The organism is Luteimonas granuli, from assembly GCF_007795095.1.
Classification (GTDB): Bacteria; Pseudomonadota; Gammaproteobacteria; order Xanthomonadales; family Xanthomonadaceae; genus Luteimonas; species Luteimonas granuli.
Genome location: NZ_CP042218.1, coordinates 402293 through 414775 on the forward strand (window position 1 = coordinate 402293; position 12483 = coordinate 414775).

Sequence of the window (12483 nt, forward strand, 5' to 3'; positions counted from 1 at the left end):
CGGCCGCAGCCGCGATGCAATTGATGGAGGACCCGGTCTCGGCTTCGGCCGCTCCTGCGGGTTCTTACAGCCAGCCCAGCCAGCCGAACAGCCGATACAGGCCCCAGGCGATCATTCCGGACATCGGAATCGTCAGGATCCAGGCGCCGATCATCTTCTCCACCACGGTCCACTTGATGGCGTTGAGGCGCTTGGCCGTGCCCACGCCCATGATCGCCGACGAGATGTTGTGCGTCGTCGACACCGGGATGCCCAGCGACGACGCCGCCAGGATCACCGAGGCGGCGCTGGTCTCGGCCGCGAAGCCGTGGATGGGGTGCAGCTTCACCAGCTTGTGGCCCAGGGTCTTGATGATCCGCCAACCGCCGGCGGCGGTGCCCGCGGCCATGACCAGGGCGCAGGTGATCTTGATCCAGGTGTCGATGTCGCCGTCGGCCAGCGCGCCCTCGGACGGGTGCAGGAAGGCCAGCCAGCCCGGCAGCGCATCGAGCGTCCCGGCCGACTGCGCGCTCACCAGCGCCAGGGCGATGATGCCCATGGTCTTCTGCGCGTCGTTCATGCCGTGGGCGAAGCCCATGCCCGCGGCGCTGACGATCTGCGCCTTGCCGAAGAAGCCGTTGACCCAGCGCGGCCGCGCGATGCGCGCCAGCCGACCGCCGCTGCGCGCCATCATCGAGATCGCGAAGAACAGCACGCCCATCATCAGGAAGCCGGCGGCGAAGCCCAGGACGGGCGAACTGACCATCGGCACGATCACCTTCCACAGCACGCCGGCGCTGCGGTAGACCGGCTCCGCCGGCTGGGACCAGATGATCGAGTCCCAGTTGTTGCTGGTGGCGGCCAGCGCGGCGCCGATCAGGCCGCCGATCAACGCGTGCGAGGACGAGGACGGCAGGCCGAACCACCAGGTGATCAGGTTCCAGGTGATGCCGCCCAGCAGCGCGCAGAGGATCAGCTGCGAGCCGACCTCGACCACGCCGGCGTCGATCAGGCCCGAGGCGATGGTCTTCGCCACCGCCGTGCCCGCCAGCGCTCCGACAAGGTTCATGCCCGCGGCCAGGCCCACGGCCTGCATCGGCGACAGCACCTTGGTCGCCACCACCGTGGCGATGGAGTTCGCGGTGTCGTGGAAGCCGTTGATGTATTCGAAGGTCAGGGCCACCAGGATGACCACCAGCACCAGGGTGAGCATGGCGCCGGCCTCAGCTGTTCTTGAGCACGATTTCGTAGGCCACCACGCCGGCCTCGCGGCAGCGGTCGATGGCCTTCTCGAGGATCTCGAAGAATTCCTTGAGCAGGAACATCTGCTGGGCGTCCAGCCTGCCGGAATAGATGTCGCGATAGAGCTCCAGCATCAGCCGGTCGGCCTCGTTCTCGATGGTGCGCAGTTGGTCGTTGAGCGCCTTCATCGGCTCGAGCTTCAGATGGCGCAGCTGCTTCACCATCTTCACCACCACCCCGGCGGCCTGCTCGAGCATTGCCGCGCGCGGCGCGAAGTCGATGTGCTCCAGGTGGCGGGTGGCCAGTGCGTAGCGGTCGGCGAATTTCTCGATCTGCTTGGGGATCTTGTACAGCGCCGAGCCCAGGGCTTCGATGTCCTCGCGCTCGATCGGCGTGATGAAGCTGTCCACCAGCGCCTGGCTGATCTTGTTCGAGGCCTCGCGCTCGCGCAGGCGCGCCAGCTTGAAGGCGTCCAGCGCCGGCTGCCGGTCGGCCTCGCGCAGCATCTGGTGGAGCGCGGTGGCGGCATCCAGCGCCGCCTGCGCGGCTTCCTCCAGCAGCGTGTAGAACTGCTTGCCCTGGCCGAACATGGTCTGCAACGAGAACATCGGGTCACCCCGCCGTCTCGGAATGGACGGCCGAAGGCGCGGATTATGACTGGCTTGTGACAGTCTCCGCCATCCGCAGGAGCGCATGGTTCCCGCAACCAGGACCACTTCCGGTGCCGGGAGGCGCGATCCGGCGGTCGGAACGGACCTGCTATGATCTTTCGCCGCGCCCGACGCGCCGTTTCCCCCATGGACGACGACCCGAGTACCACCCCTCGCGCCATGCGAGGACATGACACCCGCTCCGACGCCCCCGGGAGCCTCCGGCCGGGAGGGCCGGGCCGATGATCGAACTGATCCTGATCGTGCTGGCGCTGATCGCGTGCAACGCCTTCTTCGCGCTGTCCGAGATGTCGGTCGTGACCTCGCGCAAGGGCAAGCTCAAGCAGATGGCCGACGGCCATCGCAGCGCGCGCAGGGCGCTGGAGCTGGCCGAGCACCCCGAACGCTTCCTGTCCACGGTCCAGGTGGGCATCACCCTGGTCGGCATCCTGACCGGCATGCTGGGCGGCGACGCCATCGGTTCCATGATCGAATCCTGGCTCGCGCCCCGGCTGCCCCTGCTCGGGGACTACGCCGGGCTGGTCGGAAAGACCGTCGCCGTCGGCCTGATCACCTACTTCACCATCGTGCTCGGCGAGCTGGTGCCGAAGCGCCTGGCCCTGCTGGCGCCCGAGCGCCTGGCGTCGCTGGTGGCGACACCGATGCACTGGCTGTCGCACATCGCGACCCCGGTGGTCTGGCTGCTCAGCGCCTCGGTGCGCGGACTGATGCGCCTGCTGCGACTGGACGGCACTCAGGCGGCGCAGGTGACCGAAGAGGAAATCCGACTGCTGGTGAGCGAAAGCCACGAGCAGGGCGTGATCGACGCCGACGAACGCAACATGATGAACCGGGTGCTGCATCTGGGCGACCGCGACGCGCACAGCCTGATGACGCCGCGCACCCGCATCGCCTGGCTGGACGCGGCCGAGACGCTGGAGGACAACCTCGCGACCATGCGCGAGACCCCGTTCTCGCGCTATCCGGTGTACCGCGGCAGCGACGACGAGGTGATCGGCATCCTCGAGGTGAAATCGCTGATCGATCGCTTCCAGGCCGGCGAGTTCGACCTGTTCGAGCATCTGCGCGAGCCGCTGTTCGTGTCCGAGTCGACGCCGGCGCTGAAGCTGGTCGAGATCCTGCGCGAGGAGCAGCAGTCGCTGGCCCTGGTGGTCGACGAGTACGGCGACGTCACCGGCATCATCAGCGTCAACGACGTCCTCGAGGCCGTGATCGGCCGCACCTCCAGCGGCGAAGGCGCCGACGCGCATCCGCTGGTGGTCGAGCGCGACGACGGCTCGCTGCTGGTCGACGGCGCCCTTGGCGTGGATTCGCTGCGCGAGCTGTTCAACGGCAGGCCCCTGCCCCATGCCGACGAACACGACTACAACACCGCCGCCGGCATGATCATCGCCCACTTCGGCCGCATCCCCGCCGTGGGCGAGCATTTCGAGTGGGCGGGGTGGCGCATCGAGGTGGTCGACCTCGATGGACCGCGCATCGACAAGCTGCTGCTGCAGCGCGTCGTCGGCGACCCGCCGGGCGATGGCTGAGCACGCTCGACGGCATCGCCCGCGGGCGAGCGCGCGCGCACTGCTGGCGGCGCTGGCGGCGGGCCCCGCGGACGACGTCGTCACCCTTCGCTCTGTGATGGAGGGCCTGGGCGGCAGCCTGTTCGGAATGCTGCTGTTCATCGCCACCCTGCCCGCCTTCCTGCCGATTCCCGGAGTGGCCGGCGCGCTCAGCGGTCCGCTGGTGAGCGTGATCGGCGTGCAGCTGCTGCTGTGCATGCGCAGACCCTGGCTGCCGCGCGTGATCGCCGACCGGGGTCCGAAGCGCGGTACTCTCGCGCGCTTCGAGCATCGGGTCTCGCCGTGGCTGAAGCGGCTGGAACGGGTGGTCCGCCCACGCCTCGGCGGACTGATCGACCATCCGGCCGCGACCATGGTCACCGGCCTGCTGCTGTTCCTGCTCGGCGTGCTGCTGGCGCTGCCCATCCCGTTCACCAACTACGTGTTCGGCCTGCTGCTGCTCGCATACGCCCTGGCGCTGCTGGAGCGCGACGGCGCGCTCATGCTCCTCGCCTGGGTGGCCGGCCTGGCTGCGATCGCCGCCTTCGGCACCGCCGGTGGCACTCTGGGGGCCCTGGCGCTGGACTGGTTCCTTCCCGGGCGCTGAGGACCGGACCTCCGTCCTCAGGCCAGCAGGCCGCGGAAGTCGTGCCCGTTCATGGGATAGCCCAGCCAATAGCCCTGGGCGAGGTCGCAGCCACGTTCGCGCAGCACGTCGTACTGGCCTTCCTTCTCCACGCCCTCGGCGACCACGGTGATGCCCAGCGAATGCGCCATGGCGATGATCGCCGTGGTCAGCGCCAGGTCGTCCGGGTCGCGCAGGACGTCGGCGATGAAGCTGCGGTCGATCTTGACGCCATCCACGGGCACCCTGCGGAGATGGCTGAGGCCCGAGAAGCCGGTGCCGAAATCGTCCAGCCAGACCTTGATGCCGGCGTCGCGCAGGCGCGCCAGCAGGCCGCTCACCCGCTGCTCGTCGCCGATCACCGCGGTCTCGGTCAGCTCGATGTGCAGCCCGTCGGCGGGGAGGCCGGTCTGCGCAAGCACCTGCTCCACCTGGATGGCGAGGTCGCCGCTGCGCAGCTGCCGCGGCGACACGTTCACCGAGACGAACAGGTCGTTGCCCGGGAAATCGCTCCTCCACTCCACCGCGTCCATGCAGGCCGCGCGCAGCACCTGCGGACCGATGGTCTCGATCAGGCCGCTCTGCTCCGCGACATCGATGAACACGGACGGCGCCACCGCCCCGTACTCCGGGTGGTGCCAGCGCAGCAGCGCCTCGGCGCCGACCAGGCGCCTGTCCTCCAGGCGGTATATCGGCTGGTAGGCGAGGCTGAGCTCGCCGCGCTCCCATGCGCCACGCAGGTCCTGTTCCATGCGCACCCGGCGCTCCACCGCCTGGTCCATCGCGCGGCTGTAGAAGCGGTGGCAGTTCTTGCCGGCCACCTTGGCCTGGTACATGGCGATGTCGCCGTTCTTCAGAAGCATCGTCGCGCCGGCGGCGTCGTCCGGAAACACGGTGATGCCGATCGAAGTGCCGAGGAAGACCTGGCGGCCGTCGATCACGATCGGCCGGCCGAGCTCGGCCACAAGGGTCTCGGCGAGGTGGGCCGCATCGTCTCGGATGCCTCCCTGACCGCCGGAGAAGGACTCCACCAGGATGACGAACTCGTCGCCGCCGAATCGTGCCAGCAGCGACCTTTCGCCCCCCAGGCGATCGACCGTCTCGCGGATGCGGCTCGCGAACTGCACCAGGACCTCATCACCGGCGTCATGGCCGAGGGTGTCGTTGACGCGCTTGAAGTCGTCGATGTCGGCGAACAGCAGCGCCAGCTGGCGGCCTGCGCCGTGCAGCTCCATCAGCCTGCGGTCGAGCTCCTCGCGGAACGCGAGCCGGTTCGCCAGCCCGGTGAGTGCGTCGGTATAGGCCATGCGCCGCATGTCGCGGTCCTGGCGGAGGATGCTTTCGCGCATCCGGCCGAAGGCACGCGTCAGGTCGCCGACCTCGTCGCGGCGGCCGGTGTCGGGCAGCGGGGCGGCGAAGTCGCCGGCCTCGATCGCGCGCGTGGCGTCGGCGAGCCGTCGCACGGGCCGTACGAGGCCCCGCTGGACCAGCACACCCAGTCCGATGGCCAGCAGCAACAGCCCGACCATGGCGGCCATGATCCAGCCGGCGTGGCGCCGGCCGGTGGCGCTCAGCCGCTCGTCCATCCCGGCGGCGGCGCGCTGCTCGTCGGCGGCGACTGCCGCCAGCGAATAGCCGAGCCGAAGGCCGCCCAGGCGCACGTCGCCGATGTACAGCGGCACCGCGACGTCGAGCAGGTCCTCGCTCACCTGGATGTGCGGCCCGCGGGCGGTGATCACTTCGAACGCCATCGGGTCATCCATCACCTGCCCGTAGCTGCGGATGTCGCGCGAACCGTCGTGGATCACCGCGCCGTCGTTGTCGAAGACCACGGCATAGACCACGTCGGGCTGCTTGAGCACGGCGCGCAGCAGGACCCCGATCTCGTCCAGGTCGAAGTAGTACAGCGGATTGACCAGGTCACTCGCGACCTGCACTGTCGCCGCCTCCGAGCGTTCGGCCATGCGATCGAAGGCCAGGGCGTGCATCGATTGCCTGCCCAGCACCAGCACGTCGTCGCGCATCGCCTCCTGACGGTGCAGGACCACCACCACCACCGCCACCACCGCGAGCAGGGCCAGCGCCAGGGCGATCAGGAATCGGCCGTACAGGCTCGTGCCCAGCTTCATTCGATCACCGCGCCGACGCGGGCGACGCCGGCCCTGAGCGTGTCCAGCGCGCCCGCGGTCTCCGCATCCACCGGAAGGAAGCGCGTGGTGCCGAAGAAGCGTTGCAGGGCCTCGCTGGCATCGGGATCGTTGTTGGCCTCGGCCAGCACTTCCCGCAGCCTGGTGGCGATCGCATCCGGCAGGTCGCCGCGCACCATCTCCAGCGCGCGCGGGTAGTCTCCGGTGGCATGGACGGCGACGAGGTCGCGGCGGTAGCTCTCGGGCATGCGCTGCACGCTGTCCCAGTCCAGGTTGCTGAGCGCACCGGCATCGACCAGCCCCTTGTGCACCCAGGTGGAGATGTTGAACTCGGAGCGCGCGAACAGGTAGCCCACCGAATCCCCCGCGGGGCGGTCGAACGGCGAGAGCAGGATCTCCATCTTCAGACCGCGTTCGATCAGCGTCATCGCCGGCACGAAGTAGGCGCTGGTGGATGTCGGATTCTGGAAGGCGATGCTGCGCCCGCGCAGATCGTCCAGGCCCTCGATGCCGCTGTCGCGGCGGGTGATGAAGACGGTGTGGTAGGAGCCTACGCCGCTGCGCTCCGTGAGCAGCAGCGGGCGGGCACCGGCGCGGGTCTGCAGGGCCATCGCGCTGCCGGCGGTCTCGGTCACCCAGTCGACCCGGCCGCGGCGCAGATAGCTCTCCATCTGCCTGAGGTCGCGGGCCATCAGCACCCTGCCCTCGCGGATTCCGACGTCGCCCATGCGCTGGACGACATAGTCCAGCAGGGGCTTGAGCTGGTCGTAGTGCGCGGCCGGGTCGTCGCTGATCCGGCCCAGCACCAGCACACCGGGCTCGGTGGCGGCGGCAGGCACGCAGAGGGCGAACGAGGCTGCCAACGCGACCAGCAGCTGGCGGAGGCGGCGGAGCATCTGAGGGTCGACCCGGTCTGCCGGCGGAAGATGGTGCAGCCTAGCGGAAAAACCCGCGTGTTGGCATCCATTCAGCCGGCGTGGCCGCCATCGCCGGGAACACCTCCCGGCTGCGCCAGGCGCGCCATGCGCTGCGCGTCGGCGAGCACCCCGCGCAGCAGCCGCACCTCCCGCTCGTCCAGACCGCAACGCAGGAAGATCCGACGCAGCTTGCGCAGCGCCGACTCGGGCGCGCGACCCTTGTGGAAGTCGATCGCGTCCAGGGTGTCGCCGAGCTGGGCGAAGAAGCCCTCGAGCTGGGCATGGCTGGCCGGTGGCTCGCGATGGCCGTCGCCGCCCCCGGTGGGCAGGCTGGCGCGCTCCAGCGCGGCGATCCGCAGTTCGTAGGCCAGGACCTGCACCGCCGCGGCCAGGTTCAACGAGCTGTAGACCGGATTGGCCGGGATGTGGACCGCCGCGTGGCAGAGCTGCAGCTCGTCGTTCTCGAGACCGGTACGCTCGCGCCCGAACACCAGCGCCACCGGTGCCGAGGGACCGGCCGCGTCCAGCAGCCGCGCGGCACCGGCGCGGGGCGCCAGCTCTTCCAGCTGCACGCGGCGGCTGCGGGCGGTGCACCCGAGCACCAGTGCGCAGTCGGCCACGGCCTCGGCGAGGGTTGCGGTGATGGTCGCGGCGGCGAGCACGTCGTCGGCTCCCGCCGCCATCGCCGCGGCGTCCGCATGCGGGAACCGTTCCGGTGCGACGAGCACGAGGCGCTCCAGCCCCATGGTCTTGAGCGCGCGCGCGGCCGCGCCGATGTTGCCCGGATGCTGGGTGCCGACGAGGACGATGCGGACTTCGCCCGCTGGCTGTGCGGTGTTCATGGGCGCGAATGGTAAACTGCGCGGCGGCCCCGAGCCGCCTGCTCTTTCTCCCTGCCGTCCCCCTCCCCACGCCGGAGCCCGCCTGCGATGCAACAACCTGCCGTCAACATCATGGTCAAGGCGGCCCGCGCCGGCGGCAACATCCTGCTGCGGCACATGCACAGGCTCGACGCGATCAACGTCGTCGAGAAGGACCGCATGGACTACGCCAGTGAAGTCGACCGGCTGGCCGAGGTGGCGGTGGTCAAGGAGCTGCGCCGCGCCTATCCGGAGTACGCCGTCCTCGGCGAGGAATATGGCGAGCAGAAGGGCAGCAAGGGCGCCAGCCGCTACACCTGGGTCATCGACCCGCTCGACGGCACCAGCAACTATCTGCGCGGCTTCCCGCACTGGTGCGTCTCGATCGCGCTGTGCGAAGGCCCGGAGCCGCTGCACGGCGTGATCTTCGACCCGCTGCGCAACGAGCTCTTCACCGCGAGCCGCGGCGCCGGCGCCCAGCTCAACGAGAAGCGCATCCGCGTGGCCGAGCGCAAGGACCTGGCCGGCGCCACCATCGCCACCGGCTTCCACCCGCGGGAGCGCGCCCGTACGGCGGCGCAGTTCGACTGCCTGCGCCAGGTGCTGTCGGTGGCCGAGGACATGCGCCGCAGCGGCTCGGCCGCCCTCGACCTGGCCTACGTCGCCGCCGGCCGCATCGACGGCTATTTCGAGGCCGGCGTGCAGGCCTGGGACATCGCCGCCGGCATGCTGATGGTGCGCGAGGCCGGCGGCAAGGTCAGCGACTACAAGGGCGCCGCCATCGGTCCGGTGCACGTGGCCATGCAGAGCCGGCAGATCGTGGCCGGCAACCTGCGCGTCTCGGAGGCGCTGCAGAAGAACATCGTCGCCTCGGGCTACGCCGCGGCGTACTGAGGTCCGCGACTGCCGGGTGAGCACACCCCCCTGTGCCCGGGGCGGCCAGCGAGAACCCCAACGGAGCGGCTCGGATGCGGCCCAACCACGATCCGCGTGCCGACCACCGTCCCTGAGCCCGAAAGAAACAAAAAAGTTCTTCTCCCGATCGAGGGGACGCTCCGTTCGAGTCCGGGTCGGCCGCCACTGGCGCTCCGGTGAAGTCCGGGCCGCCCGCCGCTCCGGTGAGGCCCGGGCCGCCCGCCACGGAAGCAGGGGGGATGCCCAGCCGGATTCTCCGCGTCCTGCTCCCAGATCCGGCCGCCGGCCATCCATGGCCGGCTCTGGGCATCCCCCCTGCATCCGCGGCGGGCACGACCTTTCGTGCGGTCTGGAAGAGGGCACGTCGACGTCCACGTCAAAACGGAGGGCGTCATGCCGGGAGCATCCCGCCCGGCTCCGCCGCTTTTGATCTTCCGTCCCGAAGCCGCAGAACGCCGGAGCCCGTCCCGCGTACAGGGGGTGTGCGGACAGCCGGCCATGGATGGCCGGCGGCCGGCCGATGGGAGCAGGACGCGGAGACGGCCGGGGAGCACACCCCCTGTGCGCGGGACGGGCGGCGCGGACCCCAACGAAGCGGCTTCAAGGCGTCAGTGCACCAAGAGGAACAGCGCTCCAAATGCACGCCATCGCCCCCGGAGTCTGGAGAAGAACAAAAAAAACCCCGCCGAAGCGGGGTTTTTCCGTATCCGCCAGCTCAGGGCCTGCGGGCGAGTTCGGCGTCGTCGCGGGCTCTCGGCAGCAGGTCCTGCTTGGTGACCTTGAGGAAGCCCATGGTCAGCAACGGGCAGGCCACGAAGATCGAAGACAGAGTGCCGATCACGATGCCGGCCATCATCGACAGCGACATGCCCTCCAGCGAGCCCCCCCGTAGAGGAACAGCGCCAGCACGGTCAGGAAGGCCACCACCGAGGTGATGATGGTGCGCGACAGGGTCTGGTTGATCGAGGCGTTGAGCACCTCCATCGGCGGCGCGCGCATGCTGCGGAAGTTCTCGCGGACACGATCGAAGACCACGATGGTGTCGTTGATCGAGAAGCCCATCACCGACAGCAGGCCGGCAAGTACGGTCAGGTCGAACTCCTGGCCGCTGATCGCGAACCAGCCGGCCACGATCAGCACATCGTTGAGCGTGGTGACGATTGCCGCGACCGCGAACTTCCATTCGAAGCGGAAGCCGATGTAGATCAGGAAGCCCACGACCACGAACAGGACCGCGTACAGGCCGTTCCAGGCCAGGTCGCGGCCGACCTGCGGGCCGACGAAGGCGCTGCTCTGGATGGTGGCGGCGTTGCCCTCCAGGGATGCCGCCGCCAGCACTTCCGCCGCGGTGCGCGCGGTGGCGTCGGCGCTGGTCTCGCCGTCGCGCGGCTGCAGCCGCACCAGCAGGTCGCTGCCGCTGCCGAAGGTCTGGACCTGGGCGCCGGGATAGCCGGCGTCGGCCAGGCGTTCGCGCACACCGTCGACGTCGGCCGGCTGCTCGAAACGCAGCTCGACCACAGTGCCGCCAGTGAAGTCCAGCGCGTAGTTGAAGCCCTTTCCGGCGATCGCGACGAGGGTGGCGACGGTCAGCAGCGCGAACACCGCCACCGAAACCCAGCGCAGGCGCATGAAGTCGATGTTCGGCGTCGCCGGGATCAGGCGCAGGGGAAAGATGTTCATGTGTCGTGTGCCCGCGTCAGATGGCCAGGGTCTTGAGCTTGCGCTTGCCGCCGTAGACCAGGGTGGCGATGCCGCGCGAGACGGTCACCGCGGTGAACACCGAAGTCATGATGCCGATCACCATGGTCACCGCGAAGCCCTTCAAGGGGCCGGTGCCGAAGGCGAACAGCGCGATGCCGGCCAGCAGCGCGGTCATGTTGGAGTCGAAGATCGTGCCCGAGGCCTTGTCGTAGCCGTTGGCGATCGCCCCCCGTGCCGGCATGCCATCGCGCAGCTCCTCGCGGATGCGTTCGTTGATCAGCACGTTGGCGTCCACCGACATGCCGATCGACAATGCGAGGCCCGCGAAGCCCGGCAGCGACATGGTGGCGCCGAACAGGCTCATGATCGCGACCACCATCAGCAGGTTGAGCAGCAGCGCCATGCAGGTGAACAGGCCGAACATGCGGTAGTAGATGCCGAAGAACATCAGGGTGAACACGAAGGCATAGAGCACCGCCGTGGTGCCACGCTCGACGTTCTCCTTGCCGAGGCTCGGTCCCACGATGCGCTCCTCGATGAAATCCATCGGCGCGGCCAGCGAACCCGAACGCAGCAGGCGTGCCAGGCCGTCGGCCTCGGACTTCTCCAAGCCGGTGGTCTGGAAGTTCTTTCCGAACACGCCGTTGATGTTGGCGACCGAGATCACCTCTTCCTTGATCCGGAAGCTGCGGACTTCCTCGCCCGCGGCGTTGGTGGTGACCTGCGGGATGCGCTCGATGTAGACCACGGCCATCGGCTTGCCGACGCTGACCGAAGTGAAGTCGAACATGCGCTGGCCGCCGACGTTGTTGAGCGTCACGCTGACCGCGGGCATGCCGTTCTCGTCGAGCGTGGACTGTGCGGCCACCATCTGCTCGCCCGAGGCGATCACCCGCTTGGAGAGCAGCACCGGGATCGGGCGGCCGTCGATGCCCGTGCGGCGCTGGTAGTACACGCGCGCCTCCGGCGGGACGTTGCCGGTGGCCGCCGCGTCATAGGGATCGCCGTCCACCACCGCGCGGTATTCCAGGGTGGCGGTGGCGCCGATCATGCGCTTGGCCTCGGCGGTGTCCTGGACGCCGGGGAGCTGCACCACCACGCGGTCGCTGCCCTGCCGGGTGATCACCGGTTCGCCGACGCCGACCTCGTCCACGCGGTTGCGCAGGGTGTTGATGTTCTGCTCGATGGCGTCCGCGGAGATCTGGTTGAGTTCGGCCTCGGGCACGCGGATGGTGATGCGGCTGCCCACGGCCTCGCGCAGCAGGGTCGGCTGGGCGACGGCCAGCAGCGACATCGCGCGGTCGGCGTCGGCCGCGTCGGCCAGCTGGGCCACGGTGGTGCCCACGGCGTTGCGCTCCACCGAGTCGTAGCGGATGCGGTTGTCGCGAAGCACCTGGCGGACTTCGTCGGCGTAGGCGTCCAGACGCTTGTCGAGCGCCGCCTTCTGGTCGACCTGGAGCACGAAATGCACGCCGCCCTGCAGGTCGAGGCCGAGCAGCATGGGCTTCGCCCCGAACCAGGACAGCCAGTCGGGCACGGTGGATGCGAGGTTGAGCGCGACCACGTAGTCCTCGCCCAGCGCCGGGCGCAGCGCGTCGGCGGCCCGGGTCTGGTCGTCGAGGTCGAGCAGGCGGACCATGCGCTCGCCGTCCTCGGAGGTGTCGATGGCCTTCGGGGTGACGCCGGCCTCGGCCAGCGCCGCTTCGATCCTGCCGTCGAGCTCCACGCCGGTGGCGGCGCCACGATTGGCGGTGATCTGCACCGAGGGGTCCTGTGGATAGATGTTGGGCAGCGCGTACAGCGCGCTCAACAGCACCACGATCAGGATGACGACGTACTTCCAGCGGGGAAATTCGAGCATGGTCGGTTCTTGCGC

At 69.3% G+C, this 12483-nt stretch carries 8 protein-coding genes and 3 pseudogenes; 3 read left to right on the forward strand and 8 right to left on the reverse strand.

Annotated features, from left to right (window positions below; all coding sequences use genetic code 11):
- Positions 1 to 64 precede the first annotated feature (64 nt).
- Together FPZ22_RS01820 and FPZ22_RS01825 are read right to left on the reverse strand one after the other, a co-directional pair.
- Complete coding sequence (locus tag FPZ22_RS01820) at positions 65 to 1192, reverse strand: inorganic phosphate transporter (RefSeq protein ID WP_144889729.1); 1128 nt, start codon at positions 1190 to 1192, stop codon at positions 65 to 67.
- Positions 1193 to 1202: 10 nt separating this feature from the next.
- A complete protein-coding gene (locus tag FPZ22_RS01825; protein WP_144889731.1) occupies positions 1203 to 1829 on the reverse strand; it encodes a DUF47 domain-containing protein in 627 nt (208 codons plus the stop codon).
- Positions 1830 to 2113: 284 nt separating this feature from the next.
- On the opposite strand from FPZ22_RS01825, the gene FPZ22_RS01830 reads away from it, so the two are divergent.
- On the forward strand, positions 2114 to 3424 hold the full coding sequence (locus tag FPZ22_RS01830) for a hemolysin family protein (protein WP_144889733.1): 1311 nt from the start codon (positions 2114 to 2116) through the stop codon (positions 3422 to 3424).
- The gene (locus FPZ22_RS01835; protein WP_144889735.1) at positions 3417 to 4049 is read left to right on the forward strand and encodes an exopolysaccharide biosynthesis protein; all 633 of its coding nucleotides are present in this window, start codon (positions 3417 to 3419) and stop codon (positions 4047 to 4049) included. The genes FPZ22_RS01830 and FPZ22_RS01835 overlap by 8 nt, the downstream gene beginning before the upstream one ends.
- A gap of 17 nt (positions 4050 to 4066) precedes the next feature.
- Here FPZ22_RS01835 and FPZ22_RS14355 read toward each other — a convergent pair.
- The 4 genes and pseudogenes from FPZ22_RS14355 to FPZ22_RS01850 form a co-directional block, all read right to left on the reverse strand.
- Positions 4067 to 4807: pseudogene (locus tag FPZ22_RS14355) on the reverse strand (putative bifunctional diguanylate cyclase/phosphodiesterase); the annotation flags it as partial.
- A 123-nt stretch (positions 4808 to 4930) separates the two neighbouring features.
- A pseudogene (locus FPZ22_RS14360) lies at positions 4931 to 6196 on the reverse strand (diguanylate cyclase domain-containing protein); the annotation flags it as partial.
- Positions 6193 to 7110 (reverse strand): phosphate/phosphite/phosphonate ABC transporter substrate-binding protein, encoded by a 918-nt coding sequence (locus FPZ22_RS01845; RefSeq protein WP_144889740.1) that lies wholly within the window; start codon positions 7108 to 7110, stop codon positions 6193 to 6195. The gene FPZ22_RS01845 and the pseudogene FPZ22_RS14360, both read right to left, overlap by 4 nt.
- 71 nt (positions 7111 to 7181) lie before the next feature.
- Positions 7182 to 7973, reverse strand: a complete 792-nt coding sequence (locus FPZ22_RS01850; RefSeq protein ID WP_144889742.1) for an RNA methyltransferase — start codon at positions 7971 to 7973, stop codon at positions 7182 to 7184.
- Positions 7974 to 8060: 87 nt separating this feature from the next.
- Here FPZ22_RS01850 and FPZ22_RS01855 point away from each other — a divergent pair, with 87 nt between their 5' ends.
- A complete protein-coding gene (locus FPZ22_RS01855) occupies positions 8061 to 8885 on the forward strand; it encodes an inositol monophosphatase family protein (protein WP_144889744.1) in 825 nt (274 codons plus the stop codon).
- 736 nt (positions 8886 to 9621) lie between these two features.
- Here the strand turns inward: FPZ22_RS01855 and secF are convergent.
- Together secF and secD are read right to left on the reverse strand one after the other, a co-directional pair.
- Positions 9622 to 10586, reverse strand: a pseudogene (gene secF, locus FPZ22_RS01860) (protein translocase subunit SecF).
- A 16-nt stretch (positions 10587 to 10602) separates the two neighbouring features.
- Positions 10603 to 12468 carry a protein translocase subunit SecD gene (gene secD, locus FPZ22_RS01865; protein WP_144889746.1) on the reverse strand — a complete coding sequence of 622 codons (1866 nt, stop codon included), beginning with the start codon at positions 12466 to 12468 and terminating at the stop codon, positions 10603 to 10605.
- Positions 12469 to 12483: the final 15 nt, after the last annotated feature.

Excerpts from the sequence above, each read along its gene's own strand:
- FPZ22_RS01855 (WP_144889744.1), top strand. The coding sequence starts at position 8,061 with ATGCAACAACCTGCCGTCAACATCATGGTCAAGGCGGCCCGCGCCGGC.
- FPZ22_RS01830 (WP_144889733.1), top strand. The coding sequence starts at position 2,114 with ATGATCGAACTGATCCTGATCGTGCTGGCGCTGATCGCGTGCAACGCC.
- FPZ22_RS01820 (WP_144889729.1), bottom strand. The coding sequence starts at position 1,192 with ATGCTCACCCTGGTGCTGGTGGTCATCCTGGTGGCCCTGACCTTCGAA.
- secD (WP_144889746.1), bottom strand. The coding sequence starts at position 12,468 with ATGCTCGAATTTCCCCGCTGGAAGTACGTCGTCATCCTGATCGTGGTG.
- FPZ22_RS01825 (WP_144889731.1), bottom strand. The coding sequence starts at position 1,829 with ATGTTCTCGTTGCAGACCATGTTCGGCCAGGGCAAGCAGTTCTACACG.
- FPZ22_RS01845 (WP_144889740.1), bottom strand. The coding sequence starts at position 7,110 with ATGCTCCGCCGCCTCCGCCAGCTGCTGGTCGCGTTGGCAGCCTCGTTC.
- FPZ22_RS01850 (WP_144889742.1), bottom strand. The coding sequence starts at position 7,973 with ATGAACACCGCACAGCCAGCGGGCGAAGTCCGCATCGTCCTCGTCGGC.
- FPZ22_RS01835 (WP_144889735.1), top strand. The coding sequence starts at position 3,417 with ATGGCTGAGCACGCTCGACGGCATCGCCCGCGGGCGAGCGCGCGCGCA.